Annotated in this window: 15 protein-coding genes and 1 pseudogene; 8 read left to right on the top strand and 8 right to left on the bottom strand. The window is 71.9% G+C overall.

Annotated features, from left to right (window positions below; translation table 11 throughout):
• Positions 1-50: 50 nt before the first annotated feature.
• A complete protein-coding gene (locus tag ACIBM5_RS00205; protein ID WP_396004611.1) occupies positions 51-641 on the bottom strand; it encodes a TetR/AcrR family transcriptional regulator in 591 nt (196 codons plus the stop codon).
• Positions 642-930: 289 nt separating this feature from the next.
• On the opposite strand from ACIBM5_RS00205, the gene ACIBM5_RS00200 reads away from it, so the two are divergent.
• The 4 genes and pseudogenes from ACIBM5_RS00200 to ACIBM5_RS00185 form a co-directional block, all read left to right on the top strand.
• Positions 931-2412 carry an MFS transporter gene (locus ACIBM5_RS00200; RefSeq protein WP_396004610.1) on the top strand — a complete coding sequence of 494 codons (1482 nt, stop codon included), beginning with the start codon at positions 931-933 and terminating at the stop codon, positions 2410-2412.
• A 256-nt stretch (positions 2413-2668) separates the two neighbouring features.
• The gene (locus ACIBM5_RS00195) at positions 2669-4888 is read left to right on the top strand and encodes an NADP-dependent isocitrate dehydrogenase (protein WP_396004609.1); all 2220 of its coding nucleotides are present in this window, start codon (positions 2669-2671) and stop codon (positions 4886-4888) included.
• Positions 4889-5189: 301 nt separating this feature from the next.
• Positions 5190-5729, top strand: coding sequence for a phosphoribosyltransferase family protein (locus ACIBM5_RS00190; protein ID WP_396004608.1), 540 nt, complete (start codon positions 5190-5192; stop codon positions 5727-5729).
• A gap of 21 nt (positions 5730-5750) precedes the next feature.
• Positions 5751-6164 (top strand): annotated as a pseudogene (locus ACIBM5_RS00185) (transposase); the annotation flags it as partial.
• Positions 6165-6323: 159 nt separating this feature from the next.
• Here the strand turns inward: ACIBM5_RS00185 and ACIBM5_RS00180 are convergent.
• The 3 genes from ACIBM5_RS00180 to thpR all read right to left on the bottom strand — a co-directional run bounded on the left by ACIBM5_RS00180 (position 6324) and on the right by thpR (position 10626).
• Positions 6324-7067 (bottom strand): DUF2637 domain-containing protein, encoded by a 744-nt coding sequence (locus ACIBM5_RS00180; RefSeq protein ID WP_396004607.1) that lies wholly within the window; start codon positions 7065-7067, stop codon positions 6324-6326.
• A 1553-nt stretch (positions 7068-8620) separates the two neighbouring features.
• Positions 8621-9436, bottom strand: coding sequence for an alpha/beta fold hydrolase (locus tag ACIBM5_RS00175; protein WP_396004606.1), 816 nt, complete (start codon positions 9434-9436; stop codon positions 8621-8623).
• 602 nt (positions 9437-10038) lie between these two features.
• Positions 10039-10626, bottom strand: coding sequence for an RNA 2',3'-cyclic phosphodiesterase (thpR, locus tag ACIBM5_RS00170; protein WP_391581826.1), 588 nt, complete (start codon positions 10624-10626; stop codon positions 10039-10041).
• A 458-nt stretch (positions 10627-11084) separates the two neighbouring features.
• On the opposite strand from thpR, the gene ACIBM5_RS00165 reads away from it, so the two are divergent.
• Positions 11085-12059 carry a hypothetical protein gene (locus ACIBM5_RS00165; protein WP_396004605.1) on the top strand — a complete coding sequence of 325 codons (975 nt, stop codon included), beginning with the start codon at positions 11085-11087 and terminating at the stop codon, positions 12057-12059.
• 369 nt (positions 12060-12428) lie between these two features.
• On the opposite strand, the gene ACIBM5_RS00160 is transcribed toward ACIBM5_RS00165, so the two are convergent.
• The 3 genes from ACIBM5_RS00160 to snpA all read right to left on the bottom strand — a co-directional run bounded on the left by ACIBM5_RS00160 (position 12429) and on the right by snpA (position 15464).
• On the bottom strand, positions 12429-12884 hold the full coding sequence (locus tag ACIBM5_RS00160) for a hypothetical protein (RefSeq protein ID WP_396004604.1): 456 nt from the start codon (positions 12882-12884) through the stop codon (positions 12429-12431).
• Positions 12885-13017: 133 nt separating this feature from the next.
• Positions 13018-13437, bottom strand: a complete 420-nt coding sequence (locus ACIBM5_RS00155) for an NTP pyrophosphohydrolase (protein ID WP_396004602.1) — start codon at positions 13435-13437, stop codon at positions 13018-13020.
• A 1355-nt stretch (positions 13438-14792) separates the two neighbouring features.
• Complete coding sequence (gene snpA / locus ACIBM5_RS00150; protein WP_396004601.1) at positions 14793-15464, bottom strand: snapalysin; 672 nt, start codon at positions 15462-15464, stop codon at positions 14793-14795.
• Positions 15465-15694: 230 nt separating this feature from the next.
• Here snpA and ACIBM5_RS00145 point away from each other — a divergent pair, with 230 nt between their 5' ends.
• A complete protein-coding gene (locus ACIBM5_RS00145; RefSeq protein WP_391581821.1) occupies positions 15695-16678 on the top strand; it encodes a LysR family transcriptional regulator in 984 nt (327 codons plus the stop codon).
• 785 nt (positions 16679-17463) lie between these two features.
• The gene (mtnB, locus tag ACIBM5_RS00140) at positions 17464-18111 is read left to right on the top strand and encodes a methylthioribulose 1-phosphate dehydratase (RefSeq protein WP_396004600.1); all 648 of its coding nucleotides are present in this window, start codon (positions 17464-17466) and stop codon (positions 18109-18111) included.
• 1301 nt (positions 18112-19412) lie between these two features.
• On the opposite strand, the gene mtnA is transcribed toward mtnB, so the two are convergent.
• Entirely contained in the window at positions 19413-20408 is a 996-nt protein-coding gene (mtnA, locus tag ACIBM5_RS00135; protein WP_396004599.1) for an S-methyl-5-thioribose-1-phosphate isomerase, read from the bottom strand.
• A 798-nt stretch (positions 20409-21206) separates the two neighbouring features.
• Here mtnA and ACIBM5_RS00130 point away from each other — a divergent pair.
• Positions 21207-22280, top strand: coding sequence for a BMP family ABC transporter substrate-binding protein (locus ACIBM5_RS00130; RefSeq protein ID WP_396004598.1), 1074 nt, complete (start codon positions 21207-21209; stop codon positions 22278-22280).
• Positions 22281-22376: the final 96 nt, after the last annotated feature.

Here is a 22376-nt window from a genome sequence, read left to right as displayed (position 1 = left end):
CCCGGGGCCCTTCCGTGCGCGCACCGAACTCCGTTACCTCACGTGGTAGTTCAGCTCGCCGTCGAACCCGTGCGCAGGCCCCTCATCATCACCTCGAGCAGCCGGTCGGTCTGGCCCGCGTCGCCCGGCGCCTGTTCGACCGCCCACGCGATGCCGTTGGCGAGCTTGAGCAGGTCGCCGATGTCGGTGTCCGAGCGCACCGAACCGGCCTGCTGGGCGCGCCGGAGCAGCGCCGCGCCGGCCGAACGCATCCGGGTGTGACACGAGGACGTCCCGTCCTCCTGATGCACCATCGTGGCCATCAGTGACGCGGCCAGCCCTCGATAGGTGGTCGCGTAGGCGATCACCGAACGCAGCCAGCGAGCCAACGCCTCCTCCGGCACCGGCGCGCCGAGCAGTTCCTGCGCCTCGCCGCACAGCCCCTCCACGCCGTCCTGGAACACCGCCTCCAGCAGGGCGTGCCGGGTCGGGAAGTTGCGGTAGAGCGTGCCGGGGCTGACCCCGGCCCGGCGCACGATGTCGTCCAGCGGCGCGTCCGGGCCGTTCTCGGAGAAGACCTCCCCGGCTGCGACGATCAGCCGTTCGTAGTTGCGCCGCGCGTCCGCGCGCATCGCCCGCGCCGGCGGCCGGTCAGTGGTCATCGCCGATCTCCTGGTTGCCCGATTGCCCGATTTGCCTGGTCGTCCGGCTGCCCGATGATCCGCGTCAGCCACCGCGCCCCAGGGTAGGCCGGGCCGCGCGAGCGGCGCCCCCGGTCCCCGCCCCGTGCCCCGGCCGGCCCGCGGCCCTCCCCTGCCCTGCCCGGACCGACCCTGCCCAGCCCAACCCGAACCACCCTCCCCGGTCCGCGAGTTGCCCGCCGATTGAAAAGTCGAGACTCTCTCCGTATTTTAAGTCGAGACACTCTCCGCTTATTCCCACGGGGGCACCATGTCCACTTCACCCGCATCAGGTACCTCCACCGCCCCGCCCGCCCCACCCGGCGAGCCGCGCACACCCCGCCCCGGGCTCGCGCTGGCCGTCATCCTGGCCTGCCAACTCATGGTCGTCCTGGACGCCACCATCGTGAACATCGCCCTGCCCGACATGCGCCGCGCCCTGGGCTTCTCGCCCACCGGCCTGACCTGGATCGTCAACGCGTACACGCTCGCCTTCGGCGGGCTGCTCCTGCTGGGCGGCCGGGCGGGGGACATCCTCGGCCGTCGGCGCGTGTTCCTCGCCGGCATCGCACTGTTCACCGTCGCCTCGCTGGTCGGCGGATTCGCCGACTCCGCAGGCATGTTGCTCGCCGCCCGGGCCGTCCAGGGGGTGGGCGCCGCATTCGCCGCCCCCGGCACCCTCGCACTGCTCAACACCAACTTCGAAGGTCCGGCCCGGGCCAGGGCGTTGGGCATCTACTCGGCGGTCTCCGGCGCGGGGCTGGCCTTCGGCCTGGTCTGCGGGGGCCTGCTCACCGACACCACATCCTGGCGCGCGGTGTTGTTCGTCAACGTGCCGATCGGCATCGCCATCCTCGTCCTGGCCCCGCGGCACATCCGCCAACCCGAGCGCCACCCCGGCCGGTTCGACGTCCCGGGTGCGCTGACCTCGACCGCGGGCATGGTCCTGCTGGTCTACGGGTGCATCCGCGCCGCCGCACACGGCTGGGGCGACGGCATCACCCTCGGCGCGCTGGCCTCGGCCGGTGCGCTGCTCGGCGCGTTCGTCGCGATCGAGACGAGGGCGGTCCAGCCGATCACCCCGCTGCGCCTGCTCGCGCACCGCAACCGGGCCGGCGCCTACCTGAACATGCTGCTGCTGCCCGCCACCATGTTCGCGATGTTCTTCTTCCTCACCCAGTTCCTCCAGAACGTGCTGAACCTCAGCCCGTTCGAGGCCGGTTGCGCGTTCCTGCCGATGGCCCTGTGCCAATTCGCCTGCGCCCGGGCAACACCCGTGCTGCTGCCCCGATTCGGCGCCAAGCCGATCCTGGTCCTGGGCGGAGTCCTGGTCGCCGCCGGCATCCTGTGGCTGACCCGCATCGACGACACCGCCGGCTACGCCGGCGCGGTGCTCGGGCCGATGATCCTGTTCGGCATCGGCTCGGGACTGAGCTTCATGCCGCTGAACCTGATCATCCTGTCCGAGGTCCCGGCCGCGGACGCGGGCGCCGCCTCCGGGCTGCTCCAGGCCCTCCAGCAGGTCGGTGCGAGCCTGGGCCTGGCCATCCTGGCCGCCGTCTCCAACGCCGCGAGCAGGGACGCCGCGAAGCACCCGCCGACCGGCGCGAATCCCGAGCAGAGCGCCCGCCACGCACTCACCGAAGGCATCGCCGGCGCGACCGTCGGCGCAGCGGTCTTCGCACTCTGCGCCCTCGCCGTGTCCGTCCTGGTGATCCGGCCGGCCCGCCCGTCCGCCGAACGCCCGACCTGATCACCACCGGCGGCCGAGGCCCGCCACAGCCCGAGACCCGGTGGCACGGCGCCTCGCCACGCCGCCCGACTCCGGTCCGGATCGGCCCGGCGCGGCACCGCCGCCGTGCCACGCCGTCCGTACGCGAACGGCGTGGCACGGCGGCCCCGGGACGGGTCGGCTCGCCGAGTGCCCGGCCCGGGGCCGCGACGCGCAGGGATCCGCCGCAAGATATCTTGATGTCGAGCAATGTTGCGGACATGGAGCGGAGCATCCTGTGACTGACCCGACCATCATCTATACGCACACCGACGAGGCCCCGGCCCTGGCAACGTATTCGTTCCTGCCCGTGGTCCAGGCGTACGCGGCGACGGCCGGGGTCAAGGTGGAGACCCGTGACATCTCCCTGGCCGGGCGGATCATCGCGCACTTCCCGGAGCACCTGAAGGCGGACCAGCGCATCGATGACGCGCTCGCCGAGCTCGGCGAGCTGGCCAAGACGCCCGAGGCCAACATCATCAAGCTGCCGAACATCTCGGCCTCGATCCCGCAGCTCAAGGCGGCCATCGCCGAGCTCCAGGAGCAGGGCTACGCCCTGCCGGACTACCCGGACGACCCCAAGACCGACGAGGACAAGGACGTCCGGGCCCGCTACGGCAAGACGCTGGGCAGCGCGGTCAACCCGGTCCTGCGCGAGGGCAACTCGGACCGCCGCGCCCCCGCGTCGGTCAAGAACTACGTCCGGGCGCACCCGCACCGCATGGGTGCCTGGACCGCGGACTCGAAGACCAACGTCGCGCACATGACCGCCGACGACTTCCGCTCGACCGAGAAGTCCGCGGTGATCGCCGAGCCGGGTTCGCTGCGCATCGAGCTGGTGGGCGACGACGGCAGCACCACCGTGCTGCGCGAGTCGGTACCCGTGCTCGCGGGCGAGGTCGTGGACGCCTCGGTGATGCGCGCGGCGCCGCTGCGCGAGTTCCTCGCCGCGCAGGTGGCCCGGGCCAAGGCCGAGGGCGTGCTGCTGTCGGTGCACCTGAAGGCCACCATGATGAAGGTCTCCGACCCGATCATCTTCGGGCACGCGGTCCGCGCCTTCTTCCCGCAGACGTTCGCCGAGCACGGCGAGGCGCTCGCGGCGGCCGGCCTGAGCCCCAACGACGGTCTCGGCGGGATCCTCAAGGGCCTGGAGTCGCTGCCCGAGGGCGCCAAGATCAAGGAGTCCTTCGACGCCGAGCTGGCCGCCGGGCCGGCCCTGGCGATGGTCGACTCGGACCGGGGCATCACCAACCTGCACGTGCCCAGCGACGTCATCGTGGACGCCTCGATGCCGGCCATGATCCGTACCTCCGGCCACATGTGGGGCCCGGACGGCAACGAGGCCGACACCCTGGCCGTGCTGCCGGACAGCAGCTACGCCGGCGTCTACCAGGTCGTCATCGACGACTGCCGGGCCAACGGCGCGTACGACCCGGCCACGATGGGCTCGGTGCCCAACGTCGGTCTGATGGCGCAGAAGGCCGAGGAGTACGGCAGCCACGACAAGACCTTCGAGATCGCGACCACCGGCACCGTGCGGGTCGTCGACGGCGCGGGCACCGTGGTCCTGGAGCAGGTCGTCGGCGCGGGTGACATCTTCCGGATGTGCCAGACCAAGGACCTGCCGATCAGGGACTGGGTCAAGCTGGCCGTCTCGCGCGCCCGCGCGACCGGCAGCCCGGCGGTGTTCTGGCTGGACGAGGGCCGCGCGCACGACGCGAACCTGATCGCGAAGGTCAAGGAGTACCTGCCCGAGCACGACACCGAGGGCCTGACGATCGAGATCATGTCGCCGGTCGAGGCGACCGCGTTCTCGCTCGAGCGCATCCGTCGCGGCGAGGACACCATCTCGGTCACCGGCAACGTGCTGCGCGACTACCTCACCGACCTGTTCCCGATCCTGGAGCTGGGCACGAGCGCGAAGATGCTCTCGGTCGTCCCGCTGATGGACGGCGGCGGCCTGTTCGAGACCGGCGCCGGCGGCTCGGCGCCCAAGCACGTGCAGCAGCTGGTCAAGGAGAACTACCTGCGCTGGGACAGCCTGGGCGAGTTCCTCGCCCTCGCGGTCAGCTTCGAGCACCTCGCGCAGTCCGTGGGCAACGCCCGCGCCCAGGTGCTGGCCGACACGCTCGACCGCGCCACCGGCACCTTCCTGGACAACGACAAGTCGCCCAGCCGTCGGCTCGGTGGCATCGACAACCGGGGCAGCCACTTCTACCTGGCGCTGTACTGGGCCCAGGAGTTGGCCGCGCAGACCAAGGACGCCGCGCTCGCCGAGGCGTTCGCGGGTCTGGCCCGGACGTTGTCCGAGCAGGAGGAGACGATCGTCGCCGAACTGATCGCGGTACAGGGCTCGCCCGCCGACATCGGCGGCTACTACCGTCCCGACCCGGCCAAGGCGTCGGCCGTGATGCGCCCGTCGGCCACCTTCAACGAAGCCCTGGCCTCGCTGAGCTGACCCCTTCGAACCGCCCCGGCCGAGTGTGTTGTCGGCCGGGGCGGTTCGGCGTTGCGGGGGCCTCGGGTTCGGCAGGCTCGCCGGGCCAGGGGCCACGCCACCGGGGCCACGTCGTCGGCGTCACGTCGCCGAGCCGGGACATCCCCATCCGTGCGGCCCGGCCCGCCCGCGCCGCCCAGGGCCTGTCTCCTTGGTCAGCGTCGGACCCAGATGAGGATCACGGCGAAGGTGGAGTGCCGCCTGTTCCCCGAGCGGAGAATCCGGTTGCCCGGTCTGCCGGTTCGTCCGCAGACTCGCGATCATGATCTCTCACGCTCGCGGTCTGGTCCTTGAACGCTTCCGCTGGATCGGCGGCCACGCTGACGTCTGGCAGGTCTTCCGCGACCCCGAGGCTCTTGCCGCGGTGGTCCGCGGACTGGCCGAGCCGTTCCGGGAGGACGGTGTCACGGCCGTCTGCGGCATTGAGTCGCGCGGTTTCCTCCTGGGCGCGGCCGTGGCCGTCGAGCTCGGCGTCGGCTTCGTCGCGGTTCGCAAGGGCGAGGGGATCTTCCCCGGGAAGAAGGTCACCGGGTGCAGCGACCCCGACTACCGGGGTACTCGCCAGGAGCTGCGTCTGCAACGGATGGCGGTGGACCCCGAAGACCGGGTGCTGCTGGTCGATGACTGGATCGAGACGGGTAGCCAGGCGTCGGCTGTGCGGTCGATGGTCGACGAATGTGGCGGGCAGTGGGCCGGCTGCTCCGTCATCGTTGACCAGACAGCCCCGGCCCGGCGGGCGGACCTGGGCGTCCGCAGCGTTGTCACCGCCGCCGAACTTCCGGTTTGGGATGGGCAGTCCTGACACGTGTCCACCTGGCCGGTTCTGGCCTTCACCCTCACCGCAGGCCAGGCCGGTGACGCACCCGCCTTCGAGACGGTGATGTCCGGCATCCGCGTGCCCCGCAGCGGCCCGGGCAGGCCCCGAACCCGGCACCTCGCCGTCCTGGCCGACCGTGCGTATTCCTCACGCGCCATCCGTGCCCACCTGCGGCGTCGGGGCATCCGCGCTGTCATTCCGCAGCCGTCCGACCAGGTTGGCCACCGCCTGAGGCGAGGCCGACTCGGAGGCCGCCCGCCAGGCTTCGACCGCCAGGCACACAAGCAACGGAACACGGTCGAGCGGTGCATCAACCACCTCAAGCAGTGGCGTGGCCTGGCCACCCGAACCGACAAGCTCACGATCGCCTACCAGGCAGCCCTGCACCTCGCGGGCATCCTCATCTGGGCCCGACGCTGACCAAAGAGACAGAGCCGAGCCGGGACATCCTCGCCTGTGTGGGCCGACCCGTCCGTGGGCGGCGCCGGAGTCGCGCAGGGCGGAAGGTCCCGGCTTCCGTGCGTCCCGTCGCAGGTACCCGGCGTGGGTGCCGGCCGGCGACGAGCCCGAGCCGATCGGTCACAGGCGGGGGTGGTGGCGGGGACTCCGGTTGGTTCGTCGAGGTGGTCGGGTGAGGGTGATCTGGCGGACGAGTTGGTGCAGGCATGCGGTCATGGCGACGGCCGGGAGGCCGGCCGCGACGATGCCGTGAAGGTTCTTGGGCGCGTCGGTGACGGCGAGCGCCATGGACAGCCCGGCGAAGGTGATGGCCACGATCCAGGAGTGCACTGCTCTGTGGTGGTGGAGGCTGGAGCGCAGGATCGACAGACAGGCCACGATCCAGGGGCCGTGGACGAGAACGGGCCACCAACGGGCAGGGCCGTGTCCGGTGGGGGCGGCGTGACGCAGTGGTTCCAGGGTGACGGCCGCGCCGAGCAGGCTGATCGTGGCGACCAGGACGATGGTGGCCGCGACCATGGTGTGGCTGAGCCGATCCAGTATCGCTGCGCCGGTGGCCGGTGGCCGGGACGATTCGGGGGTTGTCGGGGTGCGGCGGCGGTGGCCGGCGGGAGGTCCGATCCCGCGAGCGGGAAGCCCCTCGGTGGTGGCTGAGGGGGCATGCGGGACGGGTTGTTCCAGGAGCCGGGCGAGTTCGGCCTCGAAGCGCCACTCCTCCGCCGGGTCCGACGCGGAATGAGCGTCGAGTGATGCGCCCGTTTCGACCGTGGGCCATTCCTCGGGGTCGAGAGGCCGGGAAACCTTGCCGTGCGGAACCGGGTTGGCGGACGAGCGGGAGAGGTCGGGTCCGAAGCCGTCGTACATGTGCCTCACTCGTTGCGATGTGCGATGTGCGATGAGCGCTCTGAACGGGCGCCGAGAATTTCGGGGCGGCGCGGCTATCGGTTGCTCAAAATGTCGTCGAGGCGGCGCGAGAACGCGGCACCGAGCAAAGCCAACGTCAGGGCAAACTGCTCCACCTCGGCGGAGCAGTGACGAAGGCGGACGCATTCCCCCGACCGCACGAGATGGGCGTGTGGCGACCGGTTGAGGAAGGTGGTCGCGCGGGGGATGAGAACCCAGTCTCCCAGTGGAAACGAACGTCTGGTGATGGTGGCGGGGAAAGTGAAAACGGAAGATGCGTGGAGGGTCACGCTCGGGGAAACGATGCACACCCTCGAAACGGATGTGGGCCGTATGGCTGATGATTTCCGGCGTCCCTGCCTTCGTCGGCCCCGCGCGCGTCTTCATGAGTACGGCCAGACGAGGCTTCGCTCTTCGGAGACGGCGTTCCACGGGGTGTGCGGGGTGGCGCACGTTCGCCCGGCCGGCGAATTCTTTCGGGGCGGTGCCGGATTTCTCCTGCCGCTATCGATGTGCAAGCGATCGTCCGGGACCCCGGGTGGTGGCAGTGCCCGGTTCACTCGGGACGGTGACCGGTCGGGTCGCCGCCGCCGCAGCAACCCGACCGCCCACTTCGCGTTCTTCGGCACGGACGGGCAGGCCGGAAACCGGGTCGTCGAGATGGCATGCCACCGCCGGCGGGCACATGCCTCCGCCTGATGCCGCGGGTGATATTCGCCCTCTTTGTCGCCTGCGCCAGTTCCGGCGCACGCGTGCCACCAAGCCGTCGCCAATGAGCGCGTCGGCAATGGAAGAAGTGGGAGGAATGGAAGAGGTGGAAGAGGTGGAAGAGGTGGAAGAGGTGGAAGAGGTGGAAGACTTCCTCTTCGACCGGATACCCGCCGAGATGGCGACCAGGGCGTGCTCCAAGGCGGTTCCAGTCCCCGATACGAGAGGCCGAACTCCTCTCGCGGCCCGGAGCTCCTCCCCGTACCGAGCCGCTTCCGGCGCCGCATCCCCTACTCGTCGGAGATTATCCGATGTGAGCCCCGCCCTGGTGATCGCCCAAAAGGATGCGTCGGCGCGCGGCATGTACCCGAGAAATTCGATGCGGTCGTTTTCGTCGCCCGGTGGAGTGCAGGATTAGCCTCCGCCACCGGCCATGGTGACGGCTGCTGTCACCGGCACTCTACCGAGAACGGCCCGTCGGTCGCATAACGCCCGTTATGTTTCATGCTTTCGGCGTATTACGACGTGGTCGGAATCCGGACAGGACGCATGGATCGATCCGGAGCCGATCGGGCCGTGCGGTCGTAGGAGACGTGGGATTCACCGCACTCGCCGCACTCGCCGCACTCGCTGCACTCGCTGCACTCGCTGCCCTCGCCGCCCTCGCCGCGCTCACGGCGCCTACGGCACTCGCCGCCCGCGTCTCCCCCGGCACCCCGATGCACGGTCCCGGGCGCCGAGGAACCCGGCGCGGGATCGAGAACAGGCCGTCAAGGTCGTGCCGGGACGAGACGTGGGCCGGTGGGTTACAACACCTCGCGCAGGCGGGCGGTGAACCCTGTGGGGTCGTCGACGAAGCCCGTGTGGTCGCCGGGGAAGAGGACCGGTTCGCCGCCGAGCATGCCGGCGAGGGCTCGGGAAGTGCGGTCGCAGAGTTGTCCCGCGGAGGCGTCACCGATGCCGACGATGATGCGTGTGGGCACCGACCGCAGTGTGGTCAGGTCCGGCCGCCAATGCGTGGTGGGACGCAACTCGTGCCCGAACCAACGGAGTTCGTCCGCGATCTCGTTCGCCGCGCGTTCGCCCCCGAACATGCCGTCGATCGCGCCGTCGGGCAGCACGATGTTGGCCTGCGCCATGAATTTCGCCCACGCGCCGGTGACGTCGCCGGCGAGGCGGGTGGCGATGATGTCGTCGGTTCCGGCGTGGAGGCGCTCGCGATCGTCGAGGAGTTCGACCAGGGGCGGCTCGTGGGCGACGACGGTGTGCACCAGGTCGGGTCGGGTCTGCGCGAGGGCCAGAGCGGTGACGGCCCCACCGCTGGAGCCCAGAACGGCGGCCGGCCCGAGGTTCAGGTGGGCGATGAGCCGGGACAGGTCGTCGGCGCGCAGTTCCGGAGTCGAATCCTGGTCGGGGTCGTCGACCGGGCTCCGGTTGATGCCCCTGGGGTCCATGGTGGCCACGGTGTGGTCGGCGAGCAGGTCGGCCACCGGCGCAAACGCGGCGGCATCCATCGGAGCCCCGACGAGGGCGATCAGCGGGCCGGTGCCACGCACCTCGTAGTACAGACGTGCACCGGGAACCTCGAGGGTGCCGGTCGCGACGGAAAGGCTCGTGGTCATGGTGTCCTCCTCGGACGGGGCTCGGACGGGGCTCGGACGGGGCTCGGACGGGGCGAAGATGCCCGCTCGAACCGGTTCACGGGGGCGGCTCTCCCGCTCCCTCACCATGACGACGAACGGGAGGGGGCCCGATCGACAGGGTCGCCGAAATTTCGTCGACCACGCGGAGTGCGCCCGCCGGCCCGCCGGGTACGACGCGGCGCCACGCGGCCCGGCCCGACCGGGGCGCGCCGCGCCGCCGCCGGTGGGCGGAAGGCGCAGTGCGGGAAGGCGCAGTGCGTGCCCCCGGTCGGCGGAAGGCACGACTCCGGCGGCGAGTTCGGCCGGACCCTGGCCGACGGTTCCTCGTGCCGTGCCCGGTGGCCGACGGTACCGCCGTTGCGGCGCAGGCCGGCCGGGCCGGCGTGGGCGCCGAGCGAGGCTCAGCGGCCGTAGTACTCGGCGGCGCACCTCAGCGCGCCCAAGCCGCCCTATCGAGTGGCGGCCACGACCAGCCGTGCGGGCCAGGACGGCAAGGGAGTTGCTCGGATCGCCATCCCCATCCCCATCCCCATCCCCGCGCCATGCCGAGCCGAGCCGACCACCCGCGCGCCGGCAGCCCGTCAACGGCCGGTCAGCGGCCAGGAGTCGACGTCGCGGTAGTGGATCGGGCCGGGGCCGCGGCCGAAGTTGCTGCCGACCAGGTGCAGTCGCCGGGCCGACCAGCGGCGGCCGACGAAACCGGCCAGTTCGCGGGCGGCGGCCGCGATGCCGTCGGGGTTGTCCCGGCGGGCCCGCGCCAGAGTCAGGTGTGCCCGCAGGGGTCGGTCCGCCAACGCGACGCCGCCCGCCCGGATCACGCCGCGAACCGCGTCGGCCAGGGTGTGCAGCGCGTCCCGTTCGCCGTACACGCCACTCCACAACACCCGCTCGTCGAACTGCCCTGCGCCACGCAGTTCCAGGCCGACCGGCCGGGTCACGGCGGCGACCTCGGCCAGTGGTGCGCGCAGCGTTTCGACCACGTCGACCGGCACCTCGCCGAGGAAGGCCAGCGTGATGTGCCAGTCCTCGATCCGGTTCCAGCGCAGCCGGGGATGCGCGGCGTGGACCGGCCGCAGCGCCCGGGCCAATTCGTCCTTGGCGTCGTCCGGCGGGGCCAGCGCCACGAACAGTCGTACGGTCCGGGGCGGGGTCGGGGCATCGTCGTTCACAGGTGATTTCGTACCGCATCACCGCCGCCCGGCGCGTGCCGGCCCACCGGGGCCGGGAAGTCGGCCGGACCCGGCCGCCGCACCGGTCCACCCGACGGGTCGACCCACCACCCCCGATCACCGCGTTCGCGCGGCGGCCCGACCCGTCGGTCGTCCCGCACGGTGCGGGTTCGACGCGACCGCCGCCGGGCCGATTCGGCTGTCCCGGACAGCGCTCGTCTGTCCCGGCAGGTCACGGCGTCGGCCGGCACGTTGTCCCGATTCGTTCGGGACAGGCGGTGCAGACCAATCACCGACCCGCGGGTTCACTCCGGCCGAGTGCGAACATGCCGGCAGACGACTGAACTTCCGTCCGGTTTGCTCCTTTTCTGGGACTCCCCGACTCGGCGAACTGCCGGCACTATGGGTGCCGCATTCGCTACCGCGCGTACTCTTTCACGTGAACGAACGGGGTCTCTGTGACACGGCGTGACGACGCTCCCCGGCCGGACGGCGCAACCACCGCCGCGGAGTACGTGGCCGCGTTACGTGAGTTACGCGAGTGGTCGGCGCTGACATACCGTCAACTGGCAGCCAAGGCCGAGGCGTCCGGGCACGTGCTGCCCGCCAGCACGGTCGCCGCCGCACTCGGTCGCGGCACCCTCCCCCGGGCCGATCTGGTCGAGGCTTTGGTGTTCGCCTGCGGCCTCGACGCGGACGCCGCCGCCCGCTGGCTGACCGTCCGCGAGGACCTCGCGGCGGGCCGGGTGAGCGAACAGCCCGCGACGCCCGCACCCACCGAGGTACCGGACGCCGCGACACCCCTGCCGTTCCGGCGCCGCCGCCGGCGGCTGATTCCGATCGCCATCGGCGTGGCCGGCCTCCTGATCGCCATCGGCGTGATCGGCGCCGTCCGATACGCCACCGACGACGGGGACGGGGACGAAAATGCCGTCTTCCCCAACCGGCTCAGCGACGGCTTCTACCTGATCAAGCCCACCCACATCGCCGACGGGTCGTTGTGCCTGGGCGAGGGCAGGGAACGCAACGGCCGCACCGACCGCCCGATCGTCGTCCAGCGCCCGTGCGACGGCGTGGTCCCGGACACCTACCTGGTCGCCGTGGCGCCGGACGTCTACCTGATCAAGTGGCGCAACCCGGTGGACGGTGTCGGCTGCCTGCGGGTGGACGACGCGATCATGGTGCCCGGCGCGCTGCTCGGGCCCGAGGATTGCGCCGGCTCCGCCCACGAGCGTTTCCTGATCGAACCGGTCGACCCGGGCGTCTTCCGGCTCCGCCCGGTCCACAGCGGTCTGTGCATCGGCATCCTCGGCGGCCCCCACGAGACCACGGTCAAGGCCGAGGCGGTCCAGGCCGCCTGCTCGGGCACCGCCGACCAGCGCTTCCGGCTGATACCCGTGAAGGGCAAGGAGCCCCTGTCCCCCGGGCAGTGAACTCCACAATCCGTGCGTCGACGTCCCGGACGGACCCACCAGAGCACCGCGGCCGGGGCCGAGACCTGGGCAGCACAGGCCGTCAGCAGCAACTCGACCCCGTGGGGCGGCAACATCATCCGGCTGTCCGGCTCCCCGGCTCCCCGGCTGTCCGGCTGTCCGGCTCCCCGGCTGTCCGGCTCCCCGGCTGTCCGGCTCTCCGGCGCGCTCTGCGCCAGGATCATCCGGCGCAGCGGCGCAGCCCCCGGCGCGGGCGCGAACGTACCGCGTGTCTCCTCGCGTCTACTCCTTCGCCAGCCGTTCCGCTCGGGCAGCACCCGGCCGCCGGCGTGCGCAACCGGCCCGTCGATCCCCGGCGGGGCCGCGAACTCAGGCCCGGAGGTTCGGGTGGTCGATGCCCTCGAACGGCTTGATCCGGACCACCGGTTCCTGGCCGCCGCGTCGCGGGACGGTCTGTACGGTGCCCCAGGGGCGATCCGGGAGGGTCACGATGAAGGAATAGCTGTTCGCGCATCCGGTGCAGTCGTACCGGTCCTGCCAGACCTCGACGTCGGTGTCGCTGCCGGGGATTCGGGCGGCGTGCCGGTAGGTCGCGTGGCAACGGGTGCAGCGCTCGCCGGGAGCGCAGGTGCCGCCGCACGGGCAGGGCAGGTCGAAGCTCTCGGCGGGCTCCCAGTAGCGGGTGGCCAACGCTGCGGCGGTCCGGGTGTCCGGGGCCTTGGACCCGCGCGGGACGGTCATCCGGCGGGCGGCGACGACGTACGACTCGCCGGAGGCGGCCATCCGGCCTCGGATCACGCCCTTGCGGACTCGGTTGGTGGTCATGCTTCCTCCGGCGATTGCCCACGGGGCAGGGTGTCGAGTACGGCCGGCGGCGCGGACGGGACCTCGGGATGTCGGCCCCGCGTGGGCGGGCCGCCGTACCTCACGATATCCGCCATCCGGGGGTGGACCCGAATCAGCCCGGCCGCACCGCCCGCGGACCGGTCACCTCGGCGCCGAGCGCGCGCACCCGGTCACGCAGGCCCCGGTCGGCGGTCACCACGAGGCAGCGACGCGCGGACGCACTCGCACGCTCGGCCGCGACCAACTCGACCATCCGGTCGTCGCCACTGCCCGAGGCGCGTACGACCCGCACCCCGGGCACCTCGGCAACCCCGCCGGCCGCACCCTCGACCACCAGCACGACGTCCAACGGCCCACTCCGCGCCCACTCCGGCACACTCGCCCCGCCCGGCAGCCCACCCGAAGCCATCCCCACCAACCCGTCCCGCAACCGCTCGGTGGCCCCCCGACGATCCTTCCACCACCCATCGGGCACCGACCCGACCACATTCGCCGCATCCACCACCACAAGCGGCACCAATTCCCCAACCATCCCCCCATCCTCCCGCCCCACCGCCACAAACCCACACGGGACAAACCCACCACACAAAGCCCAAGCAACACACGAGACCCACCCCCACAAACCCCCCAACACCTAACACACCGCCACAACACGGCGACTCGACCAGGACGGCCGCGGAGCGGCGCGGGACGGGTGCAACGCGGGGCGGGTGGGACGGCACGGCGCGGGGCGGGTGGGACGCGGGGCGGCGCGGGACGGGTGCAACGCGGGGCGGGTGGGACGCGGGGCAGGCGCGGCGCGAGGCGGGTGGGACATGGGCGCGGGGCGGGCGCGGGCGCGGGGCGGCGCGAGGCGGGTGGAACACGGACGCGGGGCCGCGCGGGGCGAGGCAGGCGCGGCGCGAGGCAGGTGCGGCGCGAGGCAGGTGGGACATGGGCGCGGGGCAGGTGGGGCGCGGGGCAGGCTCGACGCGAGGCAGGCGCGGGGCGAGGCGGGTGGGACACGGGCGCCGGGCAGGCGGGCGCGGCGCGGGGCGGGCGCGGTGCGGGGCAGGCGCGGTGCGGGGCAGGCGGGCCGTTAGGCGAGTGGGACGCGGGCGCGGGGCGGGGTGGCGCGGGCGCGGGGCGGCGCGAGGCGGGTGGGACGCGGCAGCAGATGCCTACGGATGCGAGATCAGCCACGACCGCAGTCCAACGACGGGCGCAGAGCATGCGAGAACAGGGGCGACATGGCAGCGCATGACGGCGCTGCGGTGTACTGGCGGTGTCGCATCGGCGCGTCTCGGCTTGGCGGCCCGGAAGTCCGGTCGGCGACCCACGAATTACGCGAGCCGCGATGCCCGTGAGCATCGGACACACCCTCGACTCGTGCCAAGCCCCCGGTCCAGCAAATCCCCAGCCCGCCCAAACCCCGCAGCCCGCCCGGCGCTTGAGGACAACACACCCGCCACCCTCACAAACCCACCGGACCCGCACGACCGACCGGCCCGCCCAAACCCCCCAGCCCGTCCGGCGCTTGAGGACAACCCACCGACCGGCCCGGCGACTGCACCGGTTCCGCACGACCAGGACCGGGACCCGGACCGGAACCGTCCTAACCCCTCAGCCCGTCCGGCGTTTGAGGACAATCCACCAATCGGCCCGCGACCCACCGGCTCCACACGACCAACCCCGGCCGCCCAAACCCCCCAGCCCGTCCGGCGCTTGAGGACGAAGCCGACGTCGGGCTTCGACGCGCCCGACGGCCCGCCCGATGGCCCCGCGGCCCAGCCATGGAACGGCACCCGGCCACCGCGGGGGGCGATGGCCGGGTGCCGGATCAGGTGACGGGACGACGCGTAGGGGAGCCCGGAACATCCGGGTGCGCGCCACCCGTTCGGATTCGGATCAGGAGGCCGCGGAAGCGCCAAGCGCCGCGAGGCCGTTGCGCCACAGCTGGTTGACCCGCGCGCGTTCCGTCGCGTTCGGGTTCGGGTTGGTGCAGGACGGGCCGGGGCCGCCGCCGGACATCAGTTCACTGCACGGACCCGAGTAGTGGTCCGGCAGACCGAGCACGTGTCCGGTCTCGTGGGCGGTGACCCGGGTCGAGTTGTACTGCTGGTTCTGCCGGTAGTCGAGGAAGATGTAGCCGCTGCCGTGGCCGTTCGTGCTCGCGTACGAACCGCGCGAGTCGTTGCCCTCGTAGTACCGGAAGTCCGGGTTGCTGCCTTCCTGGAGGCGCACGTTGGTGACCGAGCTGTTCCAGATCTGCGCGGAACGGGCGATCTGGGTGCGGAAGGTGGGTGCGCTGGCGGCGCTGTAGGTGACGGTGACCACCGCCGCCGAGTTGCCCGTCGCGGCACGCTTGCCCGCCACCGACTTCAGCACGGCGTCGAAGAACGCCTGGTTCTGCGCCTGGTCTTCCTGACCGGAGTACTGCGCGGAGGAGCGGAGGGGGGCCGCCACTCCGTCGTCGCCGGCCGCTGCCGAGGGCGCGGCGACCAGCCCGGCCGCGAGGCCGAGGCCGAGAATTGCGGTGATCACGGTCTTACGGGGATTCCGGGGACGCACTGGGGACATGGGGGGCTCCTTGGGGTGCCGAAGACCTGTTCGGTGCGCAATGAGTCTCACGGGAGCCCGGTCCGGCCCGGATGATGACAATCGGCGATAGCACCGTCGTATCACCGCTCGTTCCCGGACCGTCACCGCACATTCACGGATCGTGTTACGGAAGATTCACGCCCCGCCCCCGGATCCCACGCCCGCCGGTGTCTGGTACGACCGCGATAGTGCGTCCTATCCTCCGCATCATGGAGCTAGAGGTGAGGCACCTCCGCGCACTGTGTGCCATCGGCGACACCGGCAGCCTGCACGCTGCGGCCCGGTTGCTCGGCATGACCCAGCCGTCCTTGACCGCGCAGCTCAGAAGAATCGAAAACGCCCTGGGCGCGCCCTTGTTCGTCCGCGACCGGACCGGCAGCCGACCCACTCCCCTCGGCCTCACGATGCTGCACCGGGCCCGGCCCATCATGGCCGAGATGAGTGCGCTGGTCATCGACACCCAGGCCGAGGCAGTCCGAACCGCCGGACCACACCTGCGCATCGGCGGAACCGCGAACCGGGTGATCGCCGACTGGCTGCGCCGGCTACGGCTGCGACTGCCCACCACGGACACGTACTTGCGGGTGGACGTGTCGGCGAGCACGCTGCTCGGAATGGTCGCCGCCGGCCAGCTCGACGTCGCGTTCGTGCACGAGGTCGAGGGCTTCCCGCTGCGTGTGCCGGAGGGAGTCCGGCGTCGCGTACTCGTGGAACGGGAACCGCAGTTCATCGCGATGTCACCGGATCATCCGGCCGCGGCCGAGTCCGAGATCAAGCTCGCCGACCTGGCCGACGACCAGTGGATGGTCGACCCGAGCGTGGACGGCGAGTGGGAGGGGCTGCGCGAGGTGTTGTCCGACGCCGGCATCAACCCCCGGATCCTGCACGGTGATTACCTCACCGCCGCATCCCTGGTCGCGATCGGCGAGGTGGTCACGCCGTGCCAACCCACCTCCCGCCCGCGGCCGGACATGGCGGTCCGGCCGCTGGCCGGCGATCCGCTCGCGGTCCGGTTGTTCCTGGCCTATCGCACCGACAACGGTCCCGCCCCGGCCCTGATCGACACCGTCTACCACGAGTTGGAGGCCGCCTACCGCGAGGCAGCCTGGCTCGCGGTGGCCTACCGCCAGCGGCTGCTGCGCGAGGACAGCCCGATCCTGCGATACGACGGCCAATCCCGCAGCCGACCGTGACCCACGGCACCACCCGCCCCACCGACCCACCCATCGCGCCGCCCACCACCGGCGCCTGCCCCTCGAGAACTGCCCGATCCTGCGACACGACAGCCAATCCCGCAGCCGGCAGTGACCCACGGCACCACCCGCCCCACCGACCCACCCCTCACGCCGCCCACCACCGGCGCCTGCCCCTCGAGAACTGCCCGATCCTGCGACACGACAGCCAATCCCGCAGCCGGCAGCGAACCGCGCGGCCGCCCCGCCCACCACCCCCTCGCGGCGGCCTCCCGCCGGCGACTGCCGCGCGAAGACAGCCCGATCCCGCAACACGACAGCCAAACCCGCCGCCAACCGTGACCCACGCAGCCGCCGGGGCCCGCCGACCCGCCCGACCCCGCGCCCAGCTCCGACGCGGGCGGCTCCGACGCAGGCGGCTGCCGCGCGAAGACAGGCCGATCCCGCGACACGACAACCGAGCCCGCAGCCGACCGTGACCCACGCAGCCGCCGGAGGCCCACCGACCCGCCCGACCCCCGCGCGCAGTTCCGACGCGGGCGGCTGCCGCGCGAGGACAGGCCGATCCCGCGACACGACAGCCGCGGCAGCCGACCGCGAACCACGCGGCCGCCGGGGCCCGCCGACCCGCCCGACCCCCGCGCACAGCTCCGACGCGGGCGGCCCGACCGGTACCGATCCGGGTTCGCCGAGGCATGGATGAAATGATGGCCTGATCTGCCGGTTCGACCACACTGTGAGCCGGATCGACCGGACTGTGAAGAGTGTTGAACAGTGAGGACCCCATGACGACCCCCGACGCCGGAAACCCCGCCCCGGTCCCGGCCTCCGTGCGCGCCGCCGCCGGGGCCACCCTCGCGCGCGAGGCCGCGCGCTTCGCCGGACTCGGCTGGATGCGCGGCACCTCCGGAAACCTGTCCGTGGTGCTCTCCCGGGAGCCGCTGCGGCTCGCGGTCACCGCCTCGGGGCTGGACAAGGGCGAGTTGGCGGCGGACGACCTGGTCGTGGTGGACGCGTCCGGCGTGCCGGTCCCCGAGGAGGCCGGCACGCCGCCGCGCCGACCGTCCGCCGAGGCCGGGCTGCACGCGCGGGTGGTTGCGCTGACCGGCGCCGGCGCGGTCTTCCACGTACACACCATCTCGGCGGTGCGCGCGGGTCGACGCTGGCCGGCCGGGATCGAGTTGCGCGACCTGGAGATGCTCAAGGGCATCGGCCGCTCCGCGCACGACGAGACGGTCACCATCCCGGTGATCGCCAACAGCCAGGACATGACCGAACTCGGCGACCGACTCGAGGCCGCGCTGGTCCCCGGCGTCCCGGCCGTCGTGGTCGCCTCGCACGGGATGTACGTGTGGGGCGCGGACCCGATCCGAGCCCGCCACCACGTCGAGGTCGTCGAATGGCTCCTCGAATACCGCATCGCCGAAGGCTGACCCCAACCGCAAGCAAGCCCGCCCCCGGGCACACGGGGGACGCGACGAGGCCGCATCCCCGGTCCCGGCCGGTCCGGGGCGGAGGCCTTCCAAGGCCTATAGGAGCAGTGCTCTCACATCAGAGCACTGCTCACCCTGGCGGACCAAAAGACTGCTCACCCGAACTCCACGAGAGCACCGCTCTCCCAAGCAAGGACACCAGAGCACTGCTCTCGCGCCAGAACAGCGCTCTCCAAGACAAGCACGTCAGAGCAGTGCTCTCGCGGCAAAGCGCCGCCCTCCCCCAGGAACACCGGAGCACTGCTCTCGCGGGCCTGCTAGCACTGCTCTCCGAAGCCCACCGGAACACTGCTTTCGCGGACTCGTCGGCGCACCGCCCACCCGAGCCCACCAAAGCACCGCCCTCGCACCCGAGGACAGCAGAGCACTGCTCTCGCACCGGAGCACCGCTCTGCCCGCACGCCAGGAGCACCGCGCCGCCCTCTCAAGCAAGCACACCAGAGCATCGCTCTCGCGCAAGAGCACCGCTCTCCCAGGCAAACACGCCAGAGCACTGCTCTCGCACCAGAGCACCGCCCTCCCGGCAAACCAGAGCACTGCTCTCCGAAGCCCGCCGGAACACTGCTTTCGCGGACTCATCGGAGCACCACCCACCCGAGCCCACCAAAGCACCGCCCTCGCACCCGAGCCCACCAGAGCACTGCTCTCGCACCGGAGCACCGCTCTGCCCGCACGCCAGGAGCACCGCGCCACCCTCTCAAGCAAGCACACCAGAGCATCGCTCTCGCGCAAGAGCACCGCTCTCCCAGGCAAGCCCGTCAGAGCAGTGCTCTCGCATCAGGGCGGCGCTCTCCCGCCGGAGCAGCGCTCTCCCGGGCACGCCAGAGCACTGCTCTCGCGGATCTACCAGGCCACCGCCTCTCCCAGCGGGCGCGCCAGAGCAGTGCTCTCGACTGGAGCAGCGCTCTTCCTAACCGCAAGAGCACTGCTCTTGCACCGGAGCACTGCTCTCTCCCGGCGCCAGCCCGCGTACTACCCGCCCCGGCCCACCAGAGCACCGCTCTCCCAAACGAGCGCAGGAGAGCAGCGCTCTCGTACCGGAGCACCGTTCTCCCAATCGGCGTCCCGGAGCGAGCACGGCTCGCACCAGAGCACCGGTCGTGCCGGAGCACCGCTCGTACACCAGAGCACAGCTCTCGCACCGGAGCACCGCTCGTACACCAGGTCACCGCTCTCGCACCGGAGCATTGCTCCCGCACCAGAGCACCGCCCTCGCCCTCGGCCCTCCCCCTCGCCCCGAATCAGTACTCCCGCGCACCCGTCTCGTTGACGATCGCGCTGATCAGCCGAGCCGGAGTGACGTCGAAAGCCGGGTTGAAGGCGCGCGACTCGGCCGGGGCGACCCGGACGCCGGCCACCTCCAGCACCTCCGACTCCGGCCGCTCCTCGATGGTGATCTCGTCGCCGTGCGCCGTCGCGTCGTCGAACGTGGTCAGCGGCGCCGCGACCACGAACGGGATGCCCGCGTCGGCGCAGGCCAGCGCGACGCCGACCGAGCCGATCTTGTTGGCGGTGTCACCGTTGGCGGCGATCCGGTCCGCGCCGATCACCGCGACGTCCACCAGCCCGCGCAGGATCGTGCTGGCCGCGGCGCCATCCGGCTGGACCAGGTGCGCGATGCCCTCCTGGGCCAACTCCCAGGCGGTCAGCCGCGATCCCTGGAGCAGCGGGCGCGTCTCGTCAACGTAGACGACCTCCAACACGCCGCGCGCGTGCAGTTCGCGGACGATGCCGAGCGCGGTCCCCCAGCCGGCCGTGGCCAGCGAGCCGGTGTTGCAGTGGGTCAGCACGCGCAGCGGGCGGCGCTCGACACGGGACAGGATCCAGTCCGCGCCGTGCCGGCCGATCGCGTGGTTGGCCTCGACGTCCTCGCGGACCACCGCCTCGGCCTCGGCGAGTACGGCCTCCACGCCCTTGGCGGCGAACGGCACCACCCGGTCCACGCCGCCGGCCAGGTTGACCGCGGTGGGCCGGGCGTCCCGGATCCGGGCGATCTCCCCCGCCAGCCGGTCCGCGTCCCAGCCCTCGCGTGCGCCCTGGAGCATGGCCACCGCGACGCCGAACGCGCCGGCCGCGCCCAGGGCCGGGGCGCCGCGCACCGCAAGCCGGCGGATCGCGTCGATCAGGGCGTCCACGTCGGTGATGTCGAGGTACACGACCCGCTGCGGCAGCGCGGTCTGGTCGAGCAGGCGCAGGCCGGTGCCGTGCCAGGCGAGCGAGCGTATCTCGGAGGCCATCGGGGGTCCTTTCCGGGCGGATGAGCGAGCGCCGGGTGGTCGCGGCGGACGCGGTGGCCGCGAACGTGTGCGAAGTCACCGACCCGGCGGCGGACCCCGGGTGGGGCGAGCGCACGCGGTGGCGCACTACGGATGCTACGTCGCAGCGAAACGCGCTCCCGACCCGCGCCCGGCATCCGGGACGGGTGCGTATCGTCGCGGTAACCCATTGTTCACATCGTGGACAATGAGTCCACATTGTGAACAAGCGCGAGAAGTGCCTGGTGAGGGTGCTAACCTCCCCCGAAACCAGTCGGATGTGATCATCACATCAAGACTCGGACTGGTGCGACCGGAAAGGAGCCGGCTGTGGCCGAAACGTGGCGTTGCGACGCCGTACGTATCGAGTGCCGCGGCCGCTCCATGGCGTGTGACCGTCCGCCGCTTCCGCTCGACAAGCGCGACCTCCGCGGCGTCTGTATCGGCTGCGGCGTCCGCAGCCGCCGCACCGGCCGCTGTTGCCGGCGCCCCTGCTGATCGTTCGAGCCTGATCGCCCGTACTCGACCGCACTCGACCGCACCCGATCGAACGCGCCGGCCGCCGATCACGGCACGCGAACGCACCGCAGCCACCACAGCAACCGCAGTCACCACAGTCACCACAGTCACCACAGACACACCAGTCACCGCAGCCGGCACAACCCCGCGGAACCGAACGCGCCATCGGGCGCCGAGACCGACGGAACCGCGAGGTTCCGTCCCCCGAACCGCCGACTCCGGGCCGCCCCGCCGGGATCGACTCTCCTCCCAAGGACGCTCATGTACCGCATCACCTCCCGTCACCGCCTGGCCGTGGCCGCCGTCGTCGTCGGCACCGCGCTCGCCGCCACGGCGTGCAACGCCTCCGCCGACAAGGACAAGTCGCCTGCCGCCGGCGGCACGGGCGGCGGGGACTCCGCCAAGAACGTCGTGCTGGTGACGCCCGAACCGATCGGCGTCAACGACTTCCTCAAGCTCGCCGCCACCGGCGCGCAGAACGCGGCCAAGAAGGCCGGCGGCAGCGCGACCGTGCTGGAGAGCAAGGACACCAGCGCGATCCAGCAGAACGTCGAGGCCGCGGTCCGCCAGAAGCCCGCCGTGGTGGTGGCCGTCGGCTTCGAGTTCGCCGACGTGCTCGCCCAGCAGGCCGAGGCCAACCCGAAGCAGCAGTTCCTGTTCGTCGACTCGTGCACGAGCAAGCCGTACCCGAACATCACCTGCGCGACCTTCCGCGAGCACGAGGGCACCTTCCTCGCCGGCGCCGAGGCGGGCCTGCTGACCAAGAGCGGCAAGGTCGGCGCGGTGGTCGCGCTGGACAGCCCGCAGATCCGCCGCTTCTCCGACCCGTTCGGCGCGGGCGCCAAGCAGACCAACCCGGCGAGCGCCTTCACCCAGCTGTTCGTCGGCGGCCAGAAGCCGTTCAACGACCCGGCCCGGGCCAGCGAGCAGACCGCGTCGCTCAAGGCCAAGGACGTCGACCAGATCATGGGCGCCGCCTCCGCCGCGGGCAACCTCGGCGTGTTCAACGCGGCCAAGGCGGCCGGCGTGCAGGCGTACGGCGTCGACGTCAACCAGTGCTCGGCGGCGCCCGGCACCGTCGTGGACAACGTGATCAAGCGCACCGACATCGCGGTCGAGAAGGGCGTCGAGCAGATCTCCGGCGGCAAGCCCGGCGGCGTCACCTCGTACGGCCTCAAGGAGGGCGGCATCACGCTCACCGGCATGGAGCCCGGCGTGGAAACCTCGCAGTGCCTGATCGCCCAGCACCCGGATGTGCTCAAGACCGTGCTCGGTCTGCGCGACCAGATCGTCGCGGGCAGCGTCACCGTGGCCGACCCGGCCACCGCCAAGTAGTGCCGTAGTGCCCCGCCCGGCGACGTTCACCCCGTCGCCGGGCCCGGCACCGAACCGGGCCCACGCTGCGCCGCTGTCGGGTCCGCGGACATCCAC

Source organism: Embleya sp. NPDC050493, assembly GCF_044458105.1.
GTDB lineage: Bacteria > Actinomycetota > Actinomycetes > Streptomycetales > Streptomycetaceae > Embleya.
The sequence above is the reverse complement of the archived record's forward strand: the minus strand, read 5'-3'. Positions and strand labels throughout refer to the sequence as shown.